Source organism: Kluyvera sp., assembly GCF_965301105.1.
Map to the genome: position 1 here is coordinate 1 of NZ_CBDKZX010000059.1, position 25,363 is coordinate 25,363.

Sequence of the window (25,363 nt, forward strand, 5' to 3'; positions counted from 1 at the left end):
CGTAGTATACGCTGACCCGGCGTTATGCTCAAGTCCCGAACAGACAAAGATCCCGGTGGATCGCGTAATAAACCGCTAAATCCAGCCTCGTTCGGCAAAAGAAACGTACTCACCGCGGCCAATAACCAGATGATCAAGCACCCGTATATCCATGAATTGGCAACACTTTACCACCCTTTCAGTAATAAGTCTGTCTGATTTACTCGGCTCCGCATGACCCGATGGATGATTATGTGCCAGGATCACCGCAGCGGCGTTAACTTTGATGGCTTCTCGTACAATTTCACGCGGATGCACTTCAACGTGACTCAGGGTGCCGGAAAAAAGGCGGCTATGTTTGAGCACCCGGTGTTGATTATCGAGAAAAATCACCACAAAGATTTCCCGCTCTTCGTCGGCGAGCTGGCTTTGCAGAAACTCACGCGTCATCTCTGGGCTTAGCAGAGAATCCTCGGAAAGCACCCGCAGGCTAAAGTAGCGGCGCGCCAGTTCGGCAATCCCTTTGAGCTGGGCATATTTAGCAATGCCCATACCGTCGATCTGCGTTATCGCTTTCTCGGTAGCCGAAAGCAGGCCGTACAGCGAGCCGAAATGGCGCAGCAGGTCCTGAGAGTAACGTAGAACGTTTTTTTCCCGCGTACCGGTGCGCAAAAATAGCACCAGCAGCTCAACATCCGTGAGCGATTCAATTCCGTACCGCTGCATCTTCTCGCGCGGCAGGAGGGCTTCTGTACTCTCCATGACGGCCTCCTCTTATGGCTGTCGCCAAAATGCCACAGTACACGCCCTCCTGCACGGTGTGGATTTCGCTCTTGCGTAGCGGCTCGCAAAGTGTCTCTGTCGTAAGCACACGACCCCGCCAGGATTGTGATAAAATGCGCGAATTCTGGTGTCCCCCTAACAGGAAAAATCATGATGAGCCTGGCCGGTAAGAAAATTGTTCTTGGCGTCAGCGGCGGTATCGCTGCCTACAAAACGCCGGAGCTGGTGCGTCGCCTGCGTGAGCGCGGCGCGGACGTGCGCGTCGCGATGACCGACGCAGCAAAAGCCTTCATCACCCCGCTGAGCCTGCAAGCCGTATCCGGTTATCCGGTCTCCGACAGCCTGCTCGATACCGCCGCCGAAGCCGCGATGGGCCACATTGAGCTGGGCAAATGGGCTGACCTCGTTATCCTTGCGCCGGCCACCGCCGACTTAATTGCCCGCGTGGCCGCCGGGATGGCAAACGACCTGGTGTCGACCATCTGCCTCGCAACCCCATCGCCGGTCGCCGTTGTCCCCGCCATGAACCAACAGATGTATCGTGCCGCCGCCACGCAGCACAATCTGGAAGTAGTGGCTTCACGCAATATGCTGATCTGGGGCCCGGACAGCGGCAGCCAGGCCTGTGGCGACGTTGGCCCTGGTCGGATGCTTGATCCATTGGTGATTGTCGACATGGCCGCAGCGCACTTTTCCGCCGTCAACGATCTGCAACATCTGCGCATCATGATTACCGCAGGCCCGACCCGTGAACCGCTGGACCCGGTGCGTTACATTACCAACCACAGCTCAGGCAAAATGGGCTTTGCGATTGCCGAAGCCGCCGCGCGTCGTGGGGCAAACGTCACGCTGGTTAGCGGCCCGGTGTCGCTGCCAACGCCCGCCTTTGTGCAACGTATTGATGTCACCACCGCTGAAGAGATGAACGCCGCGGTTCAGGCCGGCATCGCGCAACAGCAGATTTTTATCGGCTGCGCCGCAGTTGCCGACTATCGCGCCGCGGTTATCGCTGAAGAAAAAATTAAGAAGCAGGACACCCAGGGTGATGAATTCACAATAAAAATGGTGAAAAACCCGGATATCGTCGCTGGCGTTGCCGCACTGAAAGAGCATCGTCCCTACGTCGTAGGGTTTGCCGCCGAAACGAATAATGTGGAAGAATATGCGCGGCAAAAGCGTAGCCGCAAGAACCTTGATCTGATTTGTGCCAATGATGTATCGCAATCAAATCAAGGTTTTAACAGCGATAACAATGCCTTGCATCTTTTCTGGCAGGACGGCGAGAAGCGTTTACCGCTCGCCAGTAAGTCACTCCTGGGCCAACTATTATTGGACGAGATCGTTACCCGTTATGATGAAAAAAATCGACGTTAAGATTCTGGACTCGCGTATTGGCCAGCAGTTTCCGCTGCCGACCTATGCCACCGCTGGCTCTGCAGGCCTTGACCTGCGCGCCTGTCTTGATGACGCCGTAGAACTGGCGCCAGGTGAAACCACCTTACTGCCGACCGGCCTGGCGATTCACATTGCCGATCCGTCTCTGGCGGCGGTGATGCTGCCGCGCTCTGGCCTCGGCCACAAGCACGGTATCGTGCTGGGTAACCTGGTGGGGCTTATCGACTCTGACTATCAGGGTCAACTGATGGTCTCCATCTGGAACCGCGGGCAAACCACCTTCACTATCGAGCCAGGCGAACGCGTCGCGCAGATGGTGTTTGTTCCTGTCGTACAGGCCGAGTTTAATCTGGTCGAATCGTTTGAAGCCACCGATCGTGGCGAAGGTGGCTTCGGCCACTCCGGGCGTCAATAACTCGCCCTCAGGCACATCATGCAGGATGTGATGTGCCCGTTTTTTACGCATCTCACGGCGTCATAATGCAAAAAGATCACTGCAATTTATGGTTGCGGTCACCGTGTGGATGCTCGCCTGACAAGTGTTTTATTTTCAGGGGTATTTTAGAACATGGCAGAAAAGCAAACTGCGAAAAGGAATCGTCGCGAGGAAATACTTCAATCCCTGGCGTTGATGCTTGAATCCAGCGATGGCAGCCAGCGGATCACGACGGCAAAGCTAGCCGCGTCCGTTGGTGTGTCCGAAGCGGCGCTGTACCGGCATTTCCCAAGCAAGACCCGCATGTTCGATAGCCTTATCGAGTTTATCGAAGATAGCCTGATTACCCGTATCAACCTGATTCTGAAAGACGAAAAAGATACGACCGCACGTTTGCGTCTGATTGTGCTGCTGATTCTGGGCTTTGGCGAGCGCAATCCGGGCCTGACCCGTATCCTCACCGGTCATGCGCTGATGTTTGAGCAAGACCGTCTGCAGGGCCGCATTAACCAGCTGTTTGAGCGCATTGAGGCTCAACTGCGTCAGGTGCTGCGCGAGCGCAAAATGCGTGAAGGGGAAGGCTACGAAACCGATGAGACGTTACTGGCAAGCCAGCTACTGGCGTTCTGCGAAGGGATGCTCTCGCGCTTTGTCCGCAGCGAATTCAAGTATCGCCCGACAGACGATTTCGACGCTCGCTGGCCGCTGATCGTCGCTCAACTGCAATAAACGTCAAACAGCCCGGCCTGCGCCGGGCTGTTTTCTTAGACGCCGTACGCTTCGCGATACGCGCGAACCGAGGCCAGATGCTCAGCCATCTCCGGTTTTTCTTCCAGATAAGCGATCAACTCTTTCAGGGTAATGATCGAGATAACGTCACAGCCATAATCACGTTCCACTTCCTGAATGGCCGAGATTTCACCGCGACCACGCTCCTGACGATCTAAAGAGATCAGCACGCCAGCCAGCTGCGCGCCGTTGGCCTGGATGATCTCCATCGATTCACGAATCGCCGTTCCCGCGGTGATAACGTCATCCACCAGCATCACGCGCCCGGTCAGCGCGCTGCCAACCAGATTACCGCCCTCGCCGTGATCTTTGGCTTCTTTACGGTTGAAGCAGTACGGGTAGTCTTTGTCGTGATGTTCCGCCAGCGCCACCGCGGTGGTGGTCGCAATTGGAATACCTTTGTACGCAGGGCCAAACAGCAGATCGAACTCGATACCGGAATCCACCAGAGCTTCGGCATAAAAACGGCCTAACAGTGCCAGATCGCGCCCGGTATTAAACAGGCCGGCGTTGAAGAAATAGGGGCTTTTGCGCCCGGATTTCAGCGTAAACTCGCCAAACTTAAGTACCTGCTTGTTAAGCGCAAACTCAATAAACTGGCGCTGATACGGTTTCATGGATTCGCTCCTCATCTCACTTTATTACGGACAAAAAAAAGGGCGACCACGTCGCCCTTAAAAATCAATTTTCTAACGCCGCCTTCTGCGCCGCTACAATGGATTCGATTCCCCCTCGGGCTAGCGCCAGCAGGGTGAGTAACTCTTCGTGGGTGAACGGTTCGCCTTCCGCCGTCCCCTGAACCTCAATGATGCGGCCGTCTTCGGTCATCACCACGTTCATGTCAGTTTCCGCCGCGGAGTCTTCAACATATTCCAGGTCACACAGCGCTTCGCCGTTCACAATACCAACGGAAACCGCGGCAACCATCCCTTTCATCGGGTTAGTTTTCAGTTTGCCAGCGGCAACCAGTTTGCCCAGCGCATCAGCCAGCGCCACGCAGGCACCGGTAATGGACGCGGTACGCGTGCCGCCATCAGCCTGGATAACGTCACAGTCCAGCGTGATAGTGAACTCGCCGAGCGCTTTCAGATCGACCGCGGCACGCAGCGCGCGGGCAATCAGACGCTGAATCTCCATGGTGCGGCCGCCCTGTTTGCCCTTCGCCGCTTCACGTGCGTTACGGGTATGGGTAGCGCGCGGCAGCATGCCGTACTCGGCGGTGATCCAGCCCTGGCCCTGACCTTTCAGAAAACGCGGCACGCCTTCATCAATAGAGGCGGTGCACAGCACTTTAGTATCGCCAAATTCGACCAGCACGGAGCCTTCTGCGTGTTTTGTATAATTACGGGTCAGGGTGACGGGACGCACCTGGTTGGCACTACGACCTGCTGGACGCATGATAGAAATCTCCGGCTTGAAACGAATGTGGCTGCGCATTATACACAAAATCATTCGAGCTGTATCAAGGCGGCAAAGGAGCGCATCCCCAGGAGCGTACATAAGTACGTGACTGGGGTAAGCGACGGCAGCCAACGCAGAGACAGCTTGAAGGATGAAGTGTTATACGGATTAACGGTGCTTATTCCTATCCTCATAAGCCCCCGAGGGCTATAATCCCCCCATCTCTCCTTTAAAAACAGGAACGTCTATGATCCGCAGCATGACCGCCTATGCCCGCCGCGAAATTAAGGGCACTTGGGGCAGCGCCGCCTGGGAACTGCGCTCTGTTAACCAGCGTTATCTCGAAACCTATTTCCGTCTGCCGGAGCAGTTCCGCAGCCTCGAACCCGTTGTTCGTGAACGTCTGCGTACCCGCTTAACGCGCGGGAAAGTAGAGTGCACTCTGCGTTTTGAGCCAGATGCCAGTGCGCAAGGCGAACTTATTCTCAATGAAAACCTGGCAAAGCAGCTGGTTAACGCGGCCAACTGGGTCAAAATGCAGAGCGACGAAGGGGAAATTAACCCGGTCGATATTCTGCGCTGGCCGGGCGTTATGGCCGCACAAGAGCAGGATTTGGACGCCATCGCCGCCGAGATCCTGAATGCGCTGGACGGTACGCTGGACGACTTCATCATCGCTCGCGAAACCGAAGGTCAGGCGCTGAAAGCGCTGATTGAACAACGCCTGGAAGGTGTTAGCAGCGAAGTGACCAAAGTACGTGCCCATATGCCGGAAATTCTGCAGTGGCAGCGCGATCGCCTGGTGGCGAAGCTGGAAGACGCGGAAGTGCAGTTGGAAAACAATCGCCTGGAGCAGGAACTGGTGTTGATGGCCCAGCGTATTGACGTGGCCGAAGAGCTGGATCGCCTGGAAGCCCACGTCAAAGAGACCTATAACATCCTGAAGAAAAAAGAGGCCGTTGGCCGTCGCCTGGACTTCATGATGCAGGAATTCAACCGTGAGTCGAATACTCTGGCATCGAAGTCAATTAATGCCGATGTCACAAACTCTGCTATTGAGCTGAAAGTCCTCATCGAACAGATGCGTGAGCAGATTCAAAATATCGAGTAACGCCAACGCGTTATATTAAAAATTAATGCCCGCCATGCTGCGGGCATTTTCATTTCAGGTAGTTTCTTTTTCTTCTGCACCGCTGCATCATGAGCCACCCCTTCATGAAAGGGTGATTATGGAAAAGATACGGTATTTCAGAACGTGATTACTCAGATAATTTACGCCACCTCTTTATCACTTCAGATAATAGGCCTATCTGTTTTTACGCCCTGATATCGATCTAATTATATCTTAAGCATTGGTAGCTAGACTGGCCGCCTTCACCGTAAATAAAGTTAATCATATGCAATTCACGACTACTCAGAGTACGCCAGCCTTCAGCTGGAAAGCCCTTGGCTGGGCCGTATTGTATTTTTGCTTCTTTTCAACAGCATTGCAGATTGTCATCTACGCCACAGGTTATAGCGGCTCGACTGGCCTAAGGGATTCCATTCTCTTTAGCTTGTTATGGCTGGTGCCTGTATTCCTCTTTCCCCGAAAAACCCGCATTATCGGCGCCCTGATTGGCATCATTCTCTGGGCTGCCTCGCTGGCGGCAATTAGCTATTACGTTATTTACGGGCAAGAGTTCTCGCAAAGCGTTCTATTCGTGATGTTCGAAACCAACACCAACGAAGCGGGCGAATTCTTAAGCCAGTACTTTAGCCTCAAAATTGTGTTGGTCGCGTTGGTCTATACGGCGATCGCTATCTTCCTGTGGACACGTCTACGTCCGGTTTACATCCCAACGCCATGGCGCTGGCTGGTGTCGTTCGCCCTGCTGTACGGGCTGATCCTCCATCCGCTCGTGACTGGGGTCGTGATGAAGGACAAACCGGTTGCCGATGTGCTGGATGGCGTATCAACCCGCCTTGCTCCTGCCGCACCATGGCAGTTCATTACCGGTTACTACCAGTATCGCCATCAGCTCAATAGCCTGACGCGACTGCTCAACGACAACCACGCCCTGCCGCCGCTGGCGAACTTAAAAGACAGCACCGGCGATGCGCCGCGTACGCTGGTGCTGGTGATCGGCGAGTCAACGCAGCGTGGGCATATGAGCCTGTACGGCTATCCACGTGAAACCACGCCGGAACTGGACGCGCTACGTAAGTCCGATCCCAACTTTACCGTGTTCAACGATGTGGTCACATCTCGTCCCTACACAATTGAGATTCTGCAACAGGCGCTGACCTTCGCGAATGAGCAGAACCCGGACCTGTATCTGACCAAACCCTCGCTGATGAACCTGATGAAGCAGGCGGGTTATAAAACCTTCTGGATAACCAACCAGCAGACGATGACGTCGCGCAACACCATGTTGACGGTGTTCTCGAAACAAACCGACCAGCAGTTCTATATGAACCAGCAGCGCACCCAAAGCGCCCGCGAATACGATGCCAACGTGCTGGCGCCGTTTAAGCAGGTGCTGGCCGACCCGGCGCCGAAAAAGTTCATTATCGTTCACCTGCTGGGTACGCATATTAACTACGAGTACCGCTACCCTGAAAACTGGAACAAATTCTCCGGTAAAACCGACACTATGCCGGCTGGTTTAAGCCAGGATCAGCAGGACACGTACAACAACTATGACAACGCCAACCTGTATAACGACTATATCGTTTCCACGCTGATTAAAGACTACAAGGCGACGGATCCTAATGGCTTCTTGCTGTACTTCTCTGATCATGGGGAAGAGGTCTATGACACGCCGCCGCATCAGACTCAGGGGCGTAATGAGAAAGAACCGACCCGCCACATGTACACCATTCCGTTCCTGCTGTGGACATCGGAGAAGTGGCATGAGGCGCATCCGCGTGATTTCTCGCAGGACGTGAACCGCAAATACAGCAGCTCCGAGCTCATCCACACCTGGTCAGATTTGGCAGGCCTGAGCTATGACGGTTTCGACCCAACGCGTGCGCTAACCAACCCTCAGTTTGAGGAAAGTACGCGCTGGATTGGCAACCCATACGACAAAAAATCACTGAAAGATTACGATACGCTGCCGTACGGCGAGCTAACGGGTAATCAGTAAGCGATCTTCCGGCCACTTCATCATGAAGTGGCCGTTTTCGGTTAACAGCACAAGTTTTTAATTAGATTTTTTAATGCATTAATTCATCATAAAAATCGACATATCCCAACACCACTGCGATAAGCACAGCAATTAAAATTAGTTTTATTAATTAAAATTCACTCTCCTTAGAAAATCTCAATCGTGATCTCACGCACAAATCGCTACCCTTCTGCCATTCATTCCGGGAGCAAACATGTTACTGCACATCCTCTACCTGATTGGTATCACCGCTGAAGCTATGACTGGCGCGCTGGCTGCCGGACGTCGCCGTATGGACACCTTTGGTGTGATTATTATCGCCACCGCCACCGCGCTGGGCGGCGGTTCCGTACGCGATATGTTGCTGGGTCACTATCCGCTAGGCTGGGTGCAGCATCCGGAATACATCATCACCGTCGCCGTTGCGGCTGTGCTGACGACCATTGTCGCGCCGGTGATGCCGCACCTGCGTCGCCTGTTTCTGGTGCTGGATGCCGTGGGGCTTATCGTTTTCTCTATCATCGGTGCACAAATCGCCCTGGATATGGGTGAAGGCCCGATTATCGCCGTGATTGCCGCAGTCATTACCGGTGTCTTTGGCGGCGTGTTGCGCGATATGTTCTGTAAACGCATTCCGCTGGTATTCCAAAAAGAACTTTACGCAGGCATCTCCTTTGCCGCCGCCGTGCTTTACGTCGCGCTACAGCACTATGTCAGCAATCACGATGTGGTGGTGATTTCAACGCTGCTGTTCGGCTTTACCGCCCGCATGCTGGCGCTAAGATTGCGGCTCGGTCTGCCAGTATTTCACTACCGCCACGAAACTCACTAATCAAATCCCACCACGCCCAGCGTATGTAGCTTGTCGGCAAGCGCAACGATCGTGGGGTGGTGGAAAAAGGTCACCAGGCGGCGGGCCCTCTCTCGCCCAATGCCCGGTAGCTTTTGCCAGGCCAGCTCATCGCGCGCTGAAATTTGCCGCCACGAAGTATCGCCGGATGCCAGCAGCGCCGTCTCGGGCAATGGCGTGCCCAACGCCTTGACCCACAGTCGAAAAGGCTGACGCCGCGTCATATCAAAACGGTGCCATAGCTGTTCGGCGCGTTCTGGCGTTACCCCCGGTATCGCTTTTAGTTGGGCCGCCTGCCATTCAAGCCAGGAAAAAAGATGGTCGAACGGTAACGCCATCATCAGCCTGTTCCAGCCAGCGTCTCCCAAACCTTCCAGATTAAAAACCTGTGGTGAAGACAACCAGTTCAGGCGAGCCAGAAACTGTGCCCGACAGCCATCCGTGAGGAAATAACAGGTTAGCGAATGGTATTCCCCCTGCGGAGGATTAGGTTTTGTTCGATCCTGCCCACGCCAGACCACACTATCCAGCCGGGGAATCCCCTGACCTGCCAGGCTCACCAGCAGTTGATCGCCCACGGTGAAATCCAGACGTCGCCAGCGTGCAACAGAGCCCACATTCACCCGCCTCACCAGCTTGTCATCCAGCTTTACCGGCTCAAGCTCTGCGACAACCGAGACCCTACCGCTACGCCCTATCGAAAAGTGAATACCGTTCACCTGCGCGACCTGCGCCACCGGCTCGTATTTCCATGCTGTCACCCAGGTTCCCTGCGTGGGCTGCCAGTACGCGCCCGCGGGTTCTTTAGCCTGCCGGATCACAATGCCATCAGTCGCAAAGGGTAACGGCGTGGTTAACCAATGTTCGCGCCAGCTCGCCACCTCCTGAACACGAGAAACACGATGAGAGTAGCGCTGGGCAAGCTCAAATCCAGACGCAGACAGCTGCGCCAGCCGTTCAGACATCGCCGCCGGACCATCCGGCCATGCCCAGATAAACAGCGATAATGCCGACAGTGGCTCACGCTTGCCTTGTCGCATTAACATACCCGCCACCTTAGCACGGGCGTTCATGCCGCCCATTTTGCGCTGCACGTGCCCCTCGGCGCGTAAAAAGATCTCGCCTTGTAAAACGCTGTTTTCCAGAGCCCCCTGAACCGTTTTCGGCAACGACGGTATTTGCCTGACCTTATCCGTCCAGTCTTCCCCCACCAGACCATCACCCCGACTAATCGCCTGGTAAAGCTGCCCATGGCGATAAACCAGCGTTACCGCAACGCCATCAACTTTTGGCTGCACCCACAGTTCACCTTTGCCTTGCATCCACTGCTCTACGGCCCGCGCATCCGCCAGTTTTCGCACTCCGGTATGGGCGACAGGATGCTTAAGCGCGTCGTGTAATGGCGGCAAACTCGTGCTCTCTACGGGTTTCGCACCAAAGCAATGCTGCCACTGCGCGAGCCGAGCCGTAAGCTGGTCATAGACGCCGTCGCTCACCCCGCTGACGCCTTGCCGCCAGTAATCGGCGTTCCACTTTGCTATTTGCCCCTGTAGCTGCGCAATCTCTTGCTCGGCCCGCGCGGCAGACCAGACTGGACAGCTGGCTTGCACCTGCATAACCAGCAGCCACCCCAGGCCCATCATCCATGCCTTCATATGCTTTCCCCGTCAGTACGCTGGCTCTGTTTGTAATGCAGCCGTTTTCTGGACGCGAGCACGAGCGTATCGTTTCCCGAGCAGGCTTCAGGGAAATTGCATTCGTTGCAGCAACATGGGGATAATTCAGGAAAACGACTCGCAAAATGAAAGAAACTGGCGCAAAAAGTGTGACAAAGGCTACGTCGCGCAGCGCCGCCGTGTATAATAGGCTCGTATGTAAGTTCTCTTTCGATCATCACATACAAAAGACACTCATGGCTCAAGGCACGCTTTATATTGTTTCCGCCCCTAGCGGCGCGGGTAAATCCAGCCTGATTCAGGCTTTATTAAAAACCCAACCGTTGTATGACTCCCAGGTCTCTGTTTCACATACCACGCGCTCGCCGCGTCCGGGTGAAGTGCACGGTGAACACTATTTCTTCGTGAATCACGACGAATTCCGTTCGATGATTGGCGAAGGTGCGTTTCTGGAACACGCAGAAGTCTTTGGCAACTATTACGGCACCTCGCGTCAGGCTATCGAGCAGGTCCTGGCGACCGGCGTTGATGTCTTCCTGGATATCGACTGGCAAGGCGCACAGCAAATCCGTAAAAGCATGCCGGGCGCGCGCAGCATCTTCATTCTGCCGCCGTCTAAAATTGAACTGGACCGCCGCCTGCGTGGTCGTGGCCAGGACAGCGAGGAAGTCATCGCAAAACGAATGGCTCAGGCAGTTGCAGAAATGAGTCATTACGCGGAATATGATTACCTCATCGTCAATGATGATTTCGATACCGCGCTGAGTGATTTAAAGACCATCCTCCGCGCTGAACGTCTGCGTATGAGCCGCCAAAAGCAGCGACATGACGCTTTAATCAGCAAATTATTGGCAGACTGAACCCACTTTCAGTATCATGCCCAGTCATTTCTTCACCTGTGGAGCATTTTAAGTATGGCACGCGTAACTGTTCAGGACGCTGTAGAGAAAATTGGTAACCGTTTTGACCTGGTACTGGTCGCCGCGCGTCGCGCTCGTCAGATGCAGGTAGGCGGCAAGGATCCGCTGGTACCGGAAGAAAACGATAAAACCACCGTGATCGCACTGCGCGAAATCGAAGAAGGTCTGATCAACAACCAGATCCTCGACGTGCGCGAGCGCCAGGAACAGCAAGAGCAGGAAGCCGCTGAATTACAAGCTGTTACCGCTATTGCTGAAGGTCGTCGTTAATTAGATAGCGGGTCGCCCTTGTATCTGTTTGAGAGCCTGAATCAGCTGATTCAAAATTACCTGCCGGAAGACCAGATTAAACGTCTTCGGCAGGCCTATCTCGTTGCACGTGACGCTCACGAGGGGCAAACACGTTCAAGCGGTGAACCCTATATCACGCACCCGGTAGCGGTAGCCTGCATTCTGGCCGAGATGAAGCTCGACTATGAAACGCTAATGGCCGCCCTGCTGCACGACGTGATTGAAGATACCCCTGCCACCTACCAGGACATGGAGCAGCTGTTTGGCAAAAGCGTTGCTGAACTGGTAGAGGGGGTCTCTAAACTTGATAAACTCAAGTTCCGCGATAAGAAAGAGGCGCAGGCCGAAAACTTTCGCAAGATGATTATGGCGATGGTGCAGGATATCCGCGTCATTCTCATCAAACTTGCCGACCGTACCCACAACATGCGCACGCTGGGCTCATTACGCCCGGACAAACGTCGCCGCATCGCCCGTGAAACCCTCGAAATTTACAGCCCGCTGGCACACCGTTTAGGTATCCATCACATCAAGACCGAGCTCGAAGAGCTGGGCTTTGAAGCGCTGTATCCCAACCGTTATCGCGTCATTAAAGAGGTGGTGAAAGCCGCGCGCGGTAACCGTAAAGAGATGATTCAGAAGATCCTTTCTGAAATTGAAGGGCGTTTGCAGGAAGCGGGAATTCCGTGTCGCGTTAGCGGTCGCGAGAAGCATCTGTACTCTATCTACTGCAAAATGGTGCTGAAAGAGCAGCGTTTTCACTCGATCATGGATATCTACGCCTTCCGCGTTATCGTCCACGATCTGGATACCTGCTATCGCGTACTGGGCCAGATGCACAGCCTGTACAAGCCGCGCCCGGGTCGCGTAAAAGACTACATCGCGATTCCAAAGGCCAACGGATATCAGTCCCTGCACACCTCGATGATTGGGCCGCACGGTGTCCCGGTCGAAGTCCAGATCCGTACCGAAGACATGGATCAAATGGCAGAAATGGGTGTTGCCGCGCACTGGGCTTATAAAGAGCACGGTGGCGAAAGCAGTACTACCGCACAAATCCGCGCCCAGCGCTGGATGCAAAGCCTGCTGGAACTGCAGCAGAGCGCCGGTAGCTCGTTTGAATTTATCGAGAGCGTTAAATCCGATCTCTTCCCGGATGAGATTTACGTTTTCACCCCGGAAGGCCGCATTGTCGAACTGCCCGCTGGCGCGACGCCGGTGGACTTCGCCTACGCCGTACATACCGATATCGGTCATGCCTGCGTGGGCGCGCGCGTCGACAGGCAGCCTTACCCGCTGTCGCAACCGCTCTCCAGCGGCCAGACGGTCGAAATCATCACCGCGCCTGGCGCACGCCCGAATGCGGCATGGCTCAACTTTGTCGTCAGCTCGAAAGCGCGCGCCAAAATTCGCCAGATGCTGAAAAACCTCAAGCGCGACGACTCCGTCAGCCTGGGTCGCCGTCTGCTGAACCACGCGCTGGGCGGTAGCCGCAAGCTCGCGGAAATCCCGCCGGATCATGTTCAGCGTGAACTTGACCGTATGCGTCTTGCCACTCTTGACGATCTGCTGGCCGAAATTGGCCTTGGCAACGCCATGAGCGTAGTGGTGGCGAAAAACCTCCAGCAGGGTGAAGCAATCCCTTCTGCACCGGGTGCCTCCGGGCATACCCATCTGCCGATTAAAGGCGCAGACGGCGTACTGATCACCTTCGCGAAATGCTGTCGTCCGATCCCTGGCGACCCGATCATCGCCCACGTCAGCCCGGGTAAAGGGCTGGTTATTCACCATGAATCCTGTCGCAACATTCGCGGCTATCAGAAAGAACCTGAGAAATTCATGGCGGTTGAGTGGGACAAAGAGACGGCGCAGGAATTTATCACCGAGATTAAGGTTGATATGTTCAACCATCAGGGGGCGCTGGCCAACCTGACGGCAGCCATCAATACCGCGACGTCCAACATTCAAAGCCTGAATACGGAAGAGAAAGACGGCCGCGTTTATAGCGCCTTTATCCGCCTGACCGCCCGCGACCGCGTGCATCTGGCGAATATCATGCGCAAAATCCGCGTGATGCCGGACGTCATCAAAGTCACCCGTAACCGAAACTAGCTTTATGAACTTACAGCGTTATGCGCGTATCCGTGAGATGCTCGCCAGGCGTCAGCCTGACCTGACGGTCTGCATGGAGGAGGTCCACAAACCTCATAATGTCTCGGCGATCGTTCGCACCGCCGATGCTGTAGGCGTTCACGAAGTTCACGCCGTTTGGCCGGGTAACCGCATGCGCACGATGGCCTCGGCAGCTGCGGGCAGCAACAGTTGGGTGCAAGTAAAGACCCATCGCACCATTGGCGATGCGGTGGGGCATTTGAAAAGCCAGGGCATGCAGATTCTGGCGACACATCTGTCCGATAAAGCGGTCGACTTCCGTGAAATCGATTATACCCGCCCGACCTGTATTCTGATGGGTCAGGAAAAAACCGGTATCACCCAGGAAGCATTAGCCCTCGCAGATCGGGACATCATCATCCCGATGATCGGCATGGTGCAGTCGCTCAACGTCTCCGTCGCTTCAGCCTTGATTCTCTACGAAGCGCAGCGCCAGCGGCAGAACGCCGGCATGTACCGCAGGGAAAACAGTATGCTACCGGACGAAGAACAGCAGCGCCTGTTGTTTGAAGGCGGCTACCCGGTACTGGCAAACGTCGCTAAACGTAAAGGTCTCCCTTATCCCCACGTCAACGAGCAGGGCGAAATTGAAGCCGATGCCACGTGGTGGTCCACTATGCAGGCCTCGGAGTAACTGTTATGCAAAGCCGTCTGCTGGATGCCGTTCCGCTCAACACGTTGACCGGCGTTGGCGCCGCGCAGAGCAGCCGGCTGGCAAAAATTGGTCTGCACACGGTTCAGGATCTGCTCCTGCACCTGCCGCTGCGCTACGAAGACCGCACCCAACTTTATCCTATCGGTGAACTGCTTCCCGGCATCTACGTGACCGTGGAAGGCGAAGTCCTGAACTGCAATATCACCTTCGGCGGCCGCCGGATGATGACCTGCCAGATTAGCGACGGCACCGGCATCCTGACCATGCGCTTTTTCAACTTCAACGCGGCGATGAAAAACAGCCTCGCCACCGGGCGGCGGGTGCTAGCCTATGGTGAAGCCAAACGCGGCAAGTACGGCGCGGAGATGATCCACCCGGAATACCGCGTACAGGGTGACCTCAGCACACCGGATTTGCAGGAGACCTTAACGCCGGTCTACCCCACGACCGAAGGCATCAAACAGGCGACGCTGCGTAAACTCACCGACCAGGCGCTGGATCTGCTGGATACCTGCGCCATCAGCGAACTGCTGCCGCCGGAACTGGCACAGGGCATGATGAGCCTGCCGGAAGCGCTGCGTACGCTGCATCGCCCACCGCCGACGCTCCAGCTTGCTGATTTAGAAACCGGTAAACACCCGGCGCAGCAACGCCTAATCCTCGAAGAGCTACTGGCGCACAACCTGAGTATGCTGGCCTTGCGCGCGGGCGCGCAGCGTTTCCACGCTCAGCCGCTCAGCGCCAACGACACATTGAAGGATAAACTGCTGGCAGCGCTGCCATTTAAGCCCACGGGTGCCCAGGCGCGCGTCACCGCGGAAATTGAACACGACATGGCGCTGGATGTGCCGATGATGCGCCTGGTACAGGGCGACGTCGGCTCCGGGAAAACGCTGGTTGCCGCACTGGCCGCGCTACGCGCCATCGCCCACGGCAAGCAGGTAGCGCTGATGGCGCCGACCGAACTGCTCGCCGAACAGCACGCCAACAACTTCCGCAGCTGGTTTGCGCCGCTGGGCGTTGAAGTGGGCTGGCTGGCGGGTAAACAGAAAGGTAAAGCGCGTCAGGCACAGCAGGAGGCCATTGCCAGCGGTCAGGTGCAGATGATTGTCGGCACCCACGCCATCTTCCAGGAACAGGTGCAGTTTAACGGGCTGGCGCTGGTGATCATCGATGAACAGCACCGCTTTGGCGTCCATCAGCGTCTGGCGTTGTGGGAAAAAGGCCAACAGCAGGGCTTCCACCCACATCAGCTGATCATGACCGCGACCCCAATTCCCCGCACTCTGGCGATGACCGCCTATGCCGATCTGGATACCTCGGTGATTGACGAACTGCCGCCGGGACGCACGCCGGTCACCACCGTCGCGATCCCCGACACTCGCCGCCACGATATTATCGACCGAGTGCGCAACGCCTGCACCACCGAAGGCCGTCAGGCCTACTGGGTGTGCACGCTGATTGAAGAGTCTGACCTGCTGGAGGCCCAGGCGGCGGAAGCCACCTGCGAAGAGCTGAAGCTGGCGCTGCCGGAGTTGAATATCGGCCTCGTCCACGGGCGAATGAAACCCGCCGAGAAGCAGGCCGTCATGCAGGCGTTCAAACAGGGCGAATTGCATTTGCTGATTGCCACCACGGTGATTGAAGTCGGCGTCGATGTGCCCAATGCCAGCCTGATGATTATCGAAAATCCGGAGCGTCTGGGGCTGGCGCAGTTGCACCAGCTCAGAGGCCGCGTAGGACGTGGCGCGGTGGCCTCCCACTGCGTGCTGCTCTACAAAGCGCCGCTGTCAAAAACCGCGCAGATGCGCCTGCAGGTACTGCGCGACAGCAACGACGGCTTCGTGATTGCTCAGAAAGATCTCGAGATTCGCGGCCCCGGCGAACTGCTCGGCACCCGCCAGACCGGCAACGCCGAATTTAAAGTTGCCGACCTGCTGCGCGATCAGGCCATGATCCCCGAAGTTCAGCGCCTGGCACGGCATATTCATGACCGTTATCCGCAGCAGGCCAATGCGCTGATTGAGCGCTGGATGCCGGAAACCGAACGTTATTCCAACGCGTAGCCATACCCACAGCCCGAAAAGGGCTGTGCTAAACTTCGCACAATTTTACTTCCCTGGACGAGTTTGTAATGAGACGAGAACTGGCAATCGAATTTTCGCGCGTCACCGAAGCGGCGGCGCTGGCAGGCTACAAATGGCTGGGCCGTGGCGACAAGAACACCGCCGACGGCGCAGCGGTCAATGCCATGCGTATTATGCTCAACAAGGTCAACATTGACGGCACCATCGTCATTGGCGAAGGCGAAATCGATGAAGCGCCAATGCTCTACATCGGTGAGTCCGTCGGCACCGGCAACGGCGACGCGGTGGATATCGCCGTCGACCCAATTGAAGGCACCCGCATGACGGCGATGGGCCAGTCCAACGCCCTGGCAGTGCTGGCCGTTGGCGATAAAGGCTGCTTCCTCAACGCCCCTGACATGTACATGGAAAAGCTGATTGTCGGCCCTGGCGCAAAAGGCGCCATCGATCTGAACAAACCGCTGGAAGAAAACCTGCGCAACGTCGCCCGTGCGCTGGACAAGCCGCTTTCCGAGTTAACCGTTACCATTCTTGCCAAGCCGCGTCACGACCAGGTGATTGTCGAGCTGCAAAAGCTGGGTGTGCGCGTATTCGCGATTCCCGACGGCGACGTTGCCGCCTCTATCCTGACCTGCATGCCGGATAGCGAAGTCGACGTGATGTACGGCATCGGCGGCGCGCCGGAAGGGGTGGTCTCCGCAGCGGTGATTCGCGCGCTGGATGGCGATATGCATGGCCGCCTGTTGGCCCGTCATCACGTGAAGGGCGATAGCGAAGAGAACCGTCGTATCGGTGAAAATGAGCTGGAACGCTGCAAGGCGATGGGCATTGAAGCGGGTGTCGTGCTGACGCTCGACGACATGGCGCGTAGCGATAACGTTATCTTCTCCGCCACCGGCATCACCAAGGGCGATCTGCTCGACGGCATTACCCGCAAGGGCAATATCGCCACCACCGAGACGCTGCTGATCCGCGGTAAATCGCGCACCATTCGCCGCATTCAGTCTATTCACTATCTCGATCGCAAAGACGCTGAAATCCAGCGTCACATTCTTTAAATCATTTGATCAATCGAGCTTTCCAGCCCTTTCGGGCTGGAAATCTTTTCTCGTCGCGGTGAAGATAAGATAACGCGAATGAGAGGAGATACGCCATGGCAGACTGGGTTACAGGCAAAGTCGTTAAAGTGCAGAACTGGACCGATGCACTGTTTAGCCTTACCGTCCACGCGCCGGTTCATCCGTTTACCGCCGGGCAGTTCGCCAAGCTGGGGCTGGATATCGACGGCGAGCGAGTACAGCGCGCCTACTCTTACGTTAACGCCCCCAGCAATCCTGACCTCGAGTTCTATCTGGTCACCGTTCCTGAGGGCAAACTCAGCCCACGGCTCGCGGCGCTAAAACCGGGTGATGATGTCCAAATCGTCAGCGAGGCAGCCGGCTTCTTTGTGCTGGATGAAATCCCTGACTGCGAGACGTTGTGGATGGTGGCAACCGGGACGGCGATTGGTCCGTACCTGTCGATTCTGGAAGAAGGCAAAGACCTCGATCGCTTTAAAAATCTGGTGCTGGTGCATGCCGCGCGTTACGCCGCCGATTTAAGCTATCTGCCGCAAATGCAGTCATTAGCCGCACGTTATAACGGCAAACTGCGTATTCAGACCGTTGTCAGCCGGGAAAACGTGCCGGGGATGCTGAATGGGCGCATTCCGCCACTGATTGAAGGCGGCGCGCTGGAAGCCTCGGTAGGGTTACCGCTCAACGCGGAAACCAGCCATATCATGCTGTGCGGCAACCCGCAGATGGTGCGCGATACCCAACAGTTGCTGAAAGAGACCCGGCAGATGACCAAACACCTGCGCCGTCGTCCGGGCCACATGACCGCCGAACACTACTGGTGATCGGCGCGATACTTCACAGCCTGGGTATCTTTACCGTATTTATTTTCGCCCTGGGTGCCGACAAACGCGCCCAGATCGATCAGCATCATGACGATAATCAGCGTCGGAACAAAGCGCCCAACGCCCCACTGCCATACGCCGGGTAGCATGGACCAGTTGCCCGCCAGCAGCATCCACGCCAGCACCATCAGCAGCGCCCAGAGGCCTGATTTCCCCCGGTCATGCAGACGTTTAATGGTCACTGCCGCCGTTGGCCATAGCAGACACACCAACATAAACGCCGCGGTTTGTAAGTCGACAAGCCCGCCGCCCGCAAGGCTGAACAGCGCGACCATCGTCACGGCCCAGATGGCAATCCAGATCCAGAAGTCACGGCGTCCAATACGCCCTTTAATGGAAAATAACCATTGCTGTAGAGTCATGTACTCTTTCCTTTGTCGTTGTGCCGCGTAGTTTACCCTGAAGTGGGCACATTTTGACAACCGGGGCCGTTCCCGTTTTAATCGTCATCTGAAAAGAGGAGGACGATTGGTATGAAACAATGGATAACGCTCTGTCTGGCAGGGCTCATCTCGCTGAGTTTTAGTCAGACCGTACTGTCAGCGGAAACGCCTGCAGCCGTTGCCCCATACCTGCTCACTGGCGCCCCGGCGTTTGATCTTTCCATCAGCCAGTTTAGGGAAAAGTTCAATACTGAAAACCCCAGCCTGCCGCTCGGCGAGTTCCGTTCGATTACCTCCAGCCGCGATCAGCTCACCATTACCCGTGCCGCCAGCAAGATAAATGAAAACCTCTACGCCTCGACGGCGCTGGAGCGCGGCACGCTGAAGATTAAGTCGATTCAAATTACCTGGCTGCCGATTCAAGGGCCGGAGCAGAAAGCGGCAAAAGCCAAGGCGCAGGAGTACATGAGCGCCCTGATGCGCGCGGTGATTCCCACACTGACCAAACCGCAAAGCCAGCAGAAATTACAAAAGCTGCTGACACAAGGAAAAGGCAAACATTACTTCGCCAGTACCGAAGGCGCGGTGCGCTATGTTGTCGCAGATAACGGCGAAAAAGGGCTGACCTTCGCCGTTGAACCGATTAAGCTGGCGCTATCTGAAAATCTTGAAGGGGAGAATAAATGATAAAAAGCAAAGCCTTCATGCCTTTCAATCTCTATACTGTTTCACAGACCATGCTGCCCTGACGGGCGGCCATATTCCTTAATTCGCTGACAAGCGTGGAGAAATGAAATGCGACATCCTTTAGTGATGGGTAACTGGAAACTGAACGGCAGCCGCCACATGGTAAACGAGCTGATTGCTAACCTGCGTAAAGAGCTGGCTGGCGTGGCAGGCTGCGGCGTGGCTATCGCTCCGCCGGAAATGTATATCGATATGGCTAAACACGCCGCGGCGGGCAGCCACATCCACCTGGGCGCGCAGAACGTTGACCTGAACCTGTCTGGCGCATTCACCGGTGAAACCTCCGCTGAAATGCTGAAAGATGTTGGCGCAACCTACATCATCATCGGCCACTCCGAGCGTCGTACCTACCACAAAGAATCTGACGAGCTGATCGCCAAGAAATTCGCCGTGCTGAAAGAGCAGGGTCTGATTCCGGTTCTGTGCATCGGTGAAACCGAAGCAGAAAACGAAGCGGGCAAAACTGAAGAAGTGTGCGCACGTCAGATCGACGCCGTTCTGAAAACTCAGGGCGCGGCAGCCTTCGAAGGCGCGGTTATCGCTTACGAACCAGTATGGGCGATCGGTACCGGTAAATCTGCAACTCCTGCTCAGGCTCAGGCGGTTCACAAATTCATCCGTGACCACATTGCTAAAGCTGACGCGAAAATCGCTGAACAGGTTATCATCCAGTACGGCGGTTCCGTAAACGCAGGCAACGCAGCAGAGCTGTTCACCCAGCCGGACATCGACGGCGCGCTGGTTGGCGGCGCATCCCTGAAAGCTGACGCTTTCGCGGTAATCGTTAAAGCAGCAGAAGCAGCTAAAAACGCGTAAGACATTGAACCTGGCCATCGTGCCAGGTTTTCGCCGAATGACGGCGTACGTGTGATAACCGGCCCTATGGCCGGTTTGTTGTTTTAGAGACAACTCATAATTTCCCCAGCACCTGATACCACGCATAGTCCAACGGCAACAGCAGCAGATAGCTCACCGCCGCCAGCGCCAGACACAGCAGCATCCCCGCGCGCGCAGGCACCTTTCCTAACGCCATCGCCACCACGATCGGCGAGGCCTGATAGGGCAGCAGCGGCGTGGAATAGCCCAGCACCTGAATCATAATCACGCTCAGCAGCGGGAAGCCGGTCGCATCGGAGAAGCTCTGGGCAAAAGTGGTGTACAGCGCCGGAACGCCGTTGGCAGTCATAATGAAGTTCAACGCGCTGGTAATGCCGGTCAAAGCGAGGAAACTGGTAAACGGCGCATCTTCATTCAGCGGCATGATGTGCAACAGCGCATTGCCCACCACTGCACCAATGCCCGTCTGGGTAACGGTAATCGCCAGCCCGAGGATTCCGGCAACGTAGATACAGGTGCGAATATTCACCCCGCTGGCAAACTCTTCACCGGTAATAAACCCAACGCGCGGCAGCAGCGTGACGACCGCGGCCACCAGCCCCGTCCAGGCCGGCCCTATACCGTGCCAGCTCTCGGTCACCCACAGCGTGAGCACTACCGCCAGCAGCCACGACAGGCGCTTCTCATCACCGCTCATCGGCGGCAATGGCTCAAGTTCGCGTGGCGGATGCGGTTTGCCAGGGAACAGCCAGCAGATAAGCACAATCAGCGCTGCGCCCTTCAGCCAACCCAGCACCGGTGTGTGCAGCAGCAGATACGGGAGATAGTTCAGATGAATGCCGTAAGCCCCTTCCGCTGCCCCGCTCATCACCAGATTGGGCACGTTGGCGGGCAAAATGGTGGCGGAAAGCTGGAAGGTGCCAAAACCCACCGCCAGTGCCAGCCCGTACCATCCGCGGGTGCCGTCCTCAATGCCCGCACGTTTCGCCATTGCCGCCACAATCGGCATCAGCAGCGCAATACGCCCCATGTTTGAGGGCATCACGAACGCCAGTGCATAGCTCAGTAGCACCACGCTGGCGACCATCAACGGCCAGGAATTCGTTAGCCTTGCCGACAGCGCTCGCGCGGCACGATCGGCCAGCCCCGTCTTGCGAATAGCAACCCCGAGTACAAAACCGCTGAATACCAGCCAGAACGCCGAGGAGGCAAAACCACCGAAAATAACATCCGGCGGCGCGATTTTCGCCGTCATCGCCGCCGCAAAGAACAGCAGCGCGGTAATGAACTCCGGTAGCAACGAGGTGGCCCATAGCAGGATAGTGACGCCAACAATGAGTGAGGGAAGGAACAGAGGATGAGAAAACCAGAGCGACATACCTGTCTCCTGTCGTTTTTTTCAGCAAGAATACGACGACAGGCCAGACAGGTAAACGCCAGATTAGGTAGGGTTATTGCAGAATCTCGCAGCGATGATCCTGAATTTCCTCGGCAGAAGCTCGGTTCAGCGTCAGCAGGTTTCGCTCGGTCGCCAGCAGCAACAGCGAGTCATCACTTTGCTTCACCAGCGCCAGCGCAAAGCGCCCCATATGCTCGCGCGCTTCCGGCACTTCTTCCGCCAGCATCAGGAACGGGCTACGCTGCGCCAGCTCATTTTCAGTGACGCGACGCGCCAAATATTCATGCCCCATCAGCCCACCAGGCAGCGGTAGCCAGCGGCTGCTAATCGCCGCAAGATCGCCATCCAGTTGCGCGCGTACATCTTTGCGCAGGCAGGAAATATGGATGTGGAAGTGGTTCTGTGTCCGCCCGGTACGGGAGTTGATGGTCAGGGAGATGGCGCTATCCGGCACCTCTGAACCCCGTTTGTCGCTCATGATCATGCGACGCTGCCACGCCTGCCAGAAGAAGTTTGGCGTCAGTGGGTCTAACAACAGCGGGCTTTCAGTCCCATTGATACGGTAGGTTGGCATCAGCAAGTATTGCAATGGGCCGTTGCGGTCCTTAAACAGCACATAGCCGCCTTTCGGGTTCACGTCTGCGCACGGCGCAGGGGTCCGATGCTGCAATTGGTTCGGCACACACTGCTGTAACACAATCTGACGCAGCGCATTCGAGTTGCCGGAATGCAGCCAGTACCAACCGCCAGCACCTGCTGTTATCACCATCACCAGCAGCGCGATCAGCAGGTATTTTAACCTTTTCATGTTGTCTCCCCAGAAAAAACCAGGGGGAAGAGTAGCGTACTTTGATGACTAAAAGAAAACGCCCGACAAATTTGCCGGGCGTCAGAGGGAGATTAACGCTTACTAATCTGGTCGAACGTACCACCGTTAGAGAAGTGTTCTTTCTGGGCTTTTGTCCAGCCGCCGAACTCATCATCAATGGTGAACAGCTTCAGTTTCGGGAACGCATTTTCATACTTCTTCGCTACATCCGGGTCACGCGGGCGATAGAAGTTCTTCGCCGCGATTTCCTGGCCTTCCGGCGAGTAGAGGTACTTCAGGTAGGCTTCCGCCACCGCGGTGGTGCCTTTTTTCTCAGCCACTTTGTCAACGACGGAGACGGTCGGCTCGGCGAGAATAGATTCGCTCGGGGTGACGATTTCAAACTTGTCTTTCCCCAGCTCGTTCGCTGCCAGCAGCGCTTCGTTTTCCCACGCAATCAGCACATCGCCGATACCGCGTTCTACGAAGGTGTTAGTGGAGCCACGGGCGCCGGAGTCCAGAACTTCGACGTTTTTATACAGCGCTTTCACGAAATCTTGCGCTTTGGCCTGATCGTTGTTGTTGTGGTGCAGCGCGTAGCCCCAGGCTGCCAGGTAGTTCCAGCGTGCGCCGCCGGAGCTTTTCGGGTTCGGGGTAATGACGGAAACGCCCGGTTTCACCAGATCGTTCCAGTCTTTAATCTGTTTCGGGTTGCCTTTGCGGACCAGGAACACGATGGTGGAAGTGTACGGCGCGGAGTTATCCGGCAGGCGTTTAATCCAGTTTTTGTCGATGCGGCCACGCTCGGCAATCGCATCAACGTCATAAGCCAGCGCCAGCGTCACGACGTCAGCTTCAATACCGTTGATCACGGAAGTGGCCTGTTTGCCAGAGCCGCCGTGAGACTGACGAATCACCACGTTATCACCGGTCTCTTTTTTCCAGTGCGCGCTGAACGCCTTGTTGTATTGTTCGTACAGTTCACGCGTCGGATCGTAAGACACGTTCAGTAATTGGATATCCTTAGCCAGTACGCTGGTGGAAGCCAGCAAAAGAGTTAACCCTACGCCCCACTTGTTCATCGCCCGCTCTCTTATCTGTTGTGTTGTAATGAGGCTAGCCTGCCAGAAATCGAAACGATGATTAAAGAATAAAAAAAGATTGATTATGTCGTTTTGAAATATACGAAAACGGACAATGCGCGGATGCGCGAATTCACTCAGCAGGGAAAATCAGCAGGGAGGGAAAACTTCCCCAGGCGATAATGATTGCCCGGGGAGAGGTGGAATCAGACTTCTTCCATGCGGCCCAGCAGCGCCTGCAGACGATCCTGCCAGCCGCTCTGCTGTTCTTTCAGCTGGTTGTTTTCACGCTCCAGCTCTTCACGGCTCTGCTGTGCAGACTGTACATCCTGCGCCAGCGTGTTGTTCTTTTCTTTCAGCTCTTCGATTTCCATCTGCAACAGCGTGATGGTATCAATCGCCTGCTGAACTTTCGCTTCCAGTTTCTCAAACACTTCTAATGACATCGTCATACCTCTCCTGATCTTGCAAGGCGTTGATATCGTCCCGGAACCCCGGTGACGCCTTAACGTAAATAAGCGCACGGCTTGTGGTCGATTGTATGAAGCCCCGCCGCCCCTGTCCAGCGCCAGAGCCTGTAGATTGCGGTTCTCCGCAATTTTCGGCATAGACCTGGAGCGTTAGCGTCAATATGCAATAAATTGTTAACGCTTTAGCGTGCGGAATGTTTCTCTCCTCACATTTTTTGCGGCGAAATCGTTCGCTTTTTGGCGCGAAAACGCTCATTTCTTGACGAGCCACACACATTTTGATTTCGATATTTCTCGTTTACGCTCGTTAACGATAAATTAACACTATACCTACAAGGTAACATGAGCGTCGCGAATGCTCATGAACACAATAATCATCAATTAGTCTTCAGGATTCCGATTATGAGCCAGTCATCAACGTTAAAAGGCCAGTGCATCGCAGAGTTTCTCGGTACCGGGTTGTTGATATTTTTCGGCGTGGGGTGTGTTGCGGCGCTGAAAGTCGCGGGTGCGAGCTTCGGCCAGTGGGAAATCAGCATCATCTGGGGTCTGGGGGTGGCGATGGCCATCTATCTGACCGCCGGGGTTTCCGGCGCGCACCTAAACCCGGCAGTCACCATCGCGCTGTGGCTGTTTGCCTGCTTTGATGGCCGTAAGGTCATCCCGTTCATCGTTGCGCAGTTTGCCGGGGCGTTCTGCGCCGCCGCGCTGGTCTACGGACTTTACTACAACCTGTTCATCGACTTCGAACACACGCACAATATGGTGCGCGGCAGCGTCGAAAGTCTTGAACTGGCGGGTATTTTCTCAACTTATCCTAACCCGCATATCAATTTTGTGCAGGCATTCGCGGTAGAAATGGTGATTACCGCTATCCTGATGGGCGTGATTCTGGCGCTGACCGACGATGGTAACGGCATTCCGCGCGGGCCGCTGGCGCCGTTGCTGATTGGCCTGCTGATCGCCGTTATCGGCGCCTCAATGGGCCCGCTGACCGGGTTTGCGATGAACCCGGCGCGTGATATCGGCCCGAAAGCCTTCGCCTGGCTGGCAGGCTGGGGCGACGTGGCCTTCACCGGCGGCAAAGATAT

Annotated in this window: 25 protein-coding genes; 16 read left to right on the plus strand and 9 right to left on the minus strand. The window is 55.8% G+C overall.

Going from position 1 to position 25,363, the window contains the following annotated elements; translation table 11 throughout:
* Nucleotides 1–75: 75 nt before the first annotated feature.
* Nucleotides 76–741 carry a RadC family protein gene (gene radC / locus ACW14G_RS16970; protein ID WP_455648692.1) on the minus strand — a complete coding sequence of 222 codons (666 nt, stop codon included), beginning with the start codon at nucleotides 739–741 and terminating at the stop codon, nucleotides 76–78.
* A 174-nt stretch (nucleotides 742–915) separates the two neighbouring features.
* Between radC and coaBC the strand changes: the two genes are divergently transcribed.
* The 3 genes from coaBC (at nucleotide 916) to slmA (ending at nucleotide 3,322) form a co-directional block, all read left to right on the plus strand.
* Nucleotides 916–2,136, plus strand: coding sequence for a bifunctional phosphopantothenoylcysteine decarboxylase/phosphopantothenate--cysteine ligase CoaBC (coaBC, locus tag ACW14G_RS16975; RefSeq protein ID WP_249023276.1), 1,221 nt, complete (start codon nucleotides 916–918; stop codon nucleotides 2,134–2,136).
* The gene (dut, locus tag ACW14G_RS16980) at nucleotides 2,114–2,572 is read left to right on the plus strand and encodes a dUTP diphosphatase (protein WP_035895829.1); all 459 of its coding nucleotides are present in this window, start codon (nucleotides 2,114–2,116) and stop codon (nucleotides 2,570–2,572) included. The genes coaBC and dut overlap by 23 nt, the downstream gene beginning before the upstream one ends.
* A 153-nt stretch (nucleotides 2,573–2,725) precedes the next feature.
* Nucleotides 2,726–3,322 carry a nucleoid occlusion factor SlmA gene (gene slmA, locus ACW14G_RS16985; protein WP_064540962.1) on the plus strand — a complete coding sequence of 199 codons (597 nt, stop codon included), beginning with the start codon at nucleotides 2,726–2,728 and terminating at the stop codon, nucleotides 3,320–3,322.
* A gap of 35 nt (nucleotides 3,323–3,357) precedes the next feature.
* On the opposite strand, the gene pyrE is transcribed toward slmA, so the two are convergent.
* Together pyrE and rph are read right to left on the minus strand one after the other, a co-directional pair.
* A complete protein-coding gene (gene pyrE, locus ACW14G_RS16990) occupies nucleotides 3,358–3,999 on the minus strand; it encodes an orotate phosphoribosyltransferase (RefSeq protein ID WP_249022593.1) in 642 nt (213 codons plus the stop codon).
* Between the two features lie 64 nt (nucleotides 4,000–4,063).
* Entirely contained in the window at nucleotides 4,064–4,780 is a 717-nt protein-coding gene (gene rph / locus ACW14G_RS16995; RefSeq protein ID WP_163449241.1) for a ribonuclease PH, read from the minus strand.
* Nucleotides 4,781–5,030: 250 nt separating this feature from the next.
* Between rph and ACW14G_RS17000 the strand changes: the two genes are divergently transcribed.
* The 3 genes from ACW14G_RS17000 to ACW14G_RS17010 all read left to right on the plus strand — a co-directional run bounded on the left by ACW14G_RS17000 (nucleotide 5,031) and on the right by ACW14G_RS17010 (nucleotide 8,767).
* On the plus strand, nucleotides 5,031–5,894 hold the full coding sequence (locus ACW14G_RS17000; protein WP_419058875.1) for a YicC/YloC family endoribonuclease: 864 nt from the start codon (nucleotides 5,031–5,033) through the stop codon (nucleotides 5,892–5,894).
* Nucleotides 5,895–6,180: 286 nt separating this feature from the next.
* The gene (locus ACW14G_RS17005; RefSeq protein ID WP_249022591.1) at nucleotides 6,181–7,914 is read left to right on the plus strand and encodes a phosphoethanolamine transferase CptA; all 1,734 of its coding nucleotides are present in this window, start codon (nucleotides 6,181–6,183) and stop codon (nucleotides 7,912–7,914) included.
* 235 nt (nucleotides 7,915–8,149) lie between these two features.
* Nucleotides 8,150–8,767: a trimeric intracellular cation channel family protein gene (locus tag ACW14G_RS17010; protein WP_163446949.1), complete on the plus strand. Its 618-nt coding sequence runs from the start codon at nucleotides 8,150–8,152 to the stop codon at nucleotides 8,765–8,767.
* On the opposite strand, the gene ligB is transcribed toward ACW14G_RS17010, so the two are convergent.
* Nucleotides 8,764–10,440, minus strand: a complete 1,677-nt coding sequence (gene ligB / locus ACW14G_RS17015; protein WP_249022590.1) for an NAD-dependent DNA ligase LigB — start codon at nucleotides 10,438–10,440, stop codon at nucleotides 8,764–8,766. The two genes, ACW14G_RS17010 and ligB, sit on opposite strands and share 4 nt — an antisense overlap.
* Before the next feature lie 257 nt (nucleotides 10,441–10,697).
* Between ligB and gmk the strand changes: the two genes are divergently transcribed.
* The 7 genes from gmk to fpr all read left to right on the plus strand — a co-directional run bounded on the left by gmk (nucleotide 10,698) and on the right by fpr (nucleotide 18,486).
* Nucleotides 10,698–11,321: a guanylate kinase gene (gmk, locus tag ACW14G_RS17020; RefSeq protein ID WP_163446945.1), complete on the plus strand. Its 624-nt coding sequence runs from the start codon at nucleotides 10,698–10,700 to the stop codon at nucleotides 11,319–11,321.
* A gap of 54 nt (nucleotides 11,322–11,375) precedes the next feature.
* Nucleotides 11,376–11,651 (plus strand): DNA-directed RNA polymerase subunit omega, encoded by a 276-nt coding sequence (gene rpoZ / locus ACW14G_RS17025; RefSeq protein ID WP_000135058.1) that lies wholly within the window; start codon nucleotides 11,376–11,378, stop codon nucleotides 11,649–11,651.
* 18 nt (nucleotides 11,652–11,669) lie between these two features.
* Complete coding sequence (gene spoT, locus ACW14G_RS17030; protein ID WP_064540943.1) at nucleotides 11,670–13,784, plus strand: bifunctional GTP diphosphokinase/guanosine-3',5'-bis pyrophosphate 3'-pyrophosphohydrolase; 2,115 nt, start codon at nucleotides 11,670–11,672, stop codon at nucleotides 13,782–13,784.
* A gap of 4 nt (nucleotides 13,785–13,788) precedes the next feature.
* Nucleotides 13,789–14,478, plus strand: coding sequence for a tRNA (guanosine(18)-2'-O)-methyltransferase TrmH (trmH, locus tag ACW14G_RS17035; RefSeq protein WP_167574793.1), 690 nt, complete (start codon nucleotides 13,789–13,791; stop codon nucleotides 14,476–14,478).
* A gap of 5 nt (nucleotides 14,479–14,483) precedes the next feature.
* Complete coding sequence (gene recG / locus ACW14G_RS17040; protein ID WP_249022589.1) at nucleotides 14,484–16,565, plus strand: ATP-dependent DNA helicase RecG; 2,082 nt, start codon at nucleotides 14,484–14,486, stop codon at nucleotides 16,563–16,565.
* Between the two features lie 68 nt (nucleotides 16,566–16,633).
* On the plus strand, nucleotides 16,634–17,644 hold the full coding sequence (glpX, locus tag ACW14G_RS17045) for a class II fructose-bisphosphatase (RefSeq protein ID WP_249022588.1): 1,011 nt from the start codon (nucleotides 16,634–16,636) through the stop codon (nucleotides 17,642–17,644).
* A 95-nt stretch (nucleotides 17,645–17,739) separates the two neighbouring features.
* Nucleotides 17,740–18,486, plus strand: coding sequence for a ferredoxin--NADP(+) reductase (gene fpr, locus ACW14G_RS17050; RefSeq protein ID WP_064540931.1), 747 nt, complete (start codon nucleotides 17,740–17,742; stop codon nucleotides 18,484–18,486).
* On the opposite strand, the gene ACW14G_RS17055 is transcribed toward fpr, so the two are convergent.
* The gene (locus ACW14G_RS17055; RefSeq protein ID WP_064540928.1) at nucleotides 18,477–18,908 is read right to left on the minus strand and encodes a DUF805 domain-containing protein; all 432 of its coding nucleotides are present in this window, start codon (nucleotides 18,906–18,908) and stop codon (nucleotides 18,477–18,479) included. The two genes, fpr and ACW14G_RS17055, sit on opposite strands and share 10 nt — an antisense overlap.
* A gap of 111 nt (nucleotides 18,909–19,019) precedes the next feature.
* Here ACW14G_RS17055 and ACW14G_RS17060 point away from each other — a divergent pair, with 111 nt between their 5' ends.
* Nucleotides 19,020–19,616: a DUF1454 family protein gene (locus ACW14G_RS17060; protein WP_163446937.1), complete on the plus strand. Its 597-nt coding sequence runs from the start codon at nucleotides 19,020–19,022 to the stop codon at nucleotides 19,614–19,616.
* A gap of 108 nt (nucleotides 19,617–19,724) precedes the next feature.
* Nucleotides 19,725–20,492 (plus strand): triose-phosphate isomerase, encoded by a 768-nt coding sequence (gene tpiA / locus ACW14G_RS17065; protein WP_064540923.1) that lies wholly within the window; start codon nucleotides 19,725–19,727, stop codon nucleotides 20,490–20,492.
* 94 nt (nucleotides 20,493–20,586) lie between these two features.
* Here tpiA and ACW14G_RS17070 read toward each other — a convergent pair whose 3' ends face one another.
* The 4 genes from ACW14G_RS17070 to zapB all read right to left on the minus strand — a co-directional run bounded on the left by ACW14G_RS17070 (nucleotide 20,587) and on the right by zapB (nucleotide 24,254).
* Nucleotides 20,587–21,891, minus strand: coding sequence for an SLC13 family permease (locus ACW14G_RS17070; RefSeq protein WP_249022587.1), 1,305 nt, complete (start codon nucleotides 21,889–21,891; stop codon nucleotides 20,587–20,589).
* A gap of 73 nt (nucleotides 21,892–21,964) precedes the next feature.
* Nucleotides 21,965–22,720 (minus strand): CDP-diacylglycerol diphosphatase, encoded by a 756-nt coding sequence (locus ACW14G_RS17075; RefSeq protein WP_249022586.1) that lies wholly within the window; start codon nucleotides 22,718–22,720, stop codon nucleotides 21,965–21,967.
* Nucleotides 22,721–22,812: 92 nt separating this feature from the next.
* Nucleotides 22,813–23,802, minus strand: a complete 990-nt coding sequence (gene sbp, locus ACW14G_RS17080) for a sulfate/thiosulfate ABC transporter substrate-binding protein Sbp (protein ID WP_064540914.1) — start codon at nucleotides 23,800–23,802, stop codon at nucleotides 22,813–22,815.
* A 206-nt stretch (nucleotides 23,803–24,008) separates the two neighbouring features.
* Entirely contained in the window at nucleotides 24,009–24,254 is a 246-nt protein-coding gene (gene zapB / locus ACW14G_RS17085) for a septal ring assembly protein ZapB (RefSeq protein WP_100249963.1), read from the minus strand.
* A gap of 420 nt (nucleotides 24,255–24,674) precedes the next feature.
* Here zapB and ACW14G_RS17090 point away from each other — a divergent pair.
* On the plus strand, nucleotides 24,675–25,363 hold a 689-nt coding region (locus ACW14G_RS17090; protein WP_455648693.1), incomplete at its 3' end, for an MIP/aquaporin family protein.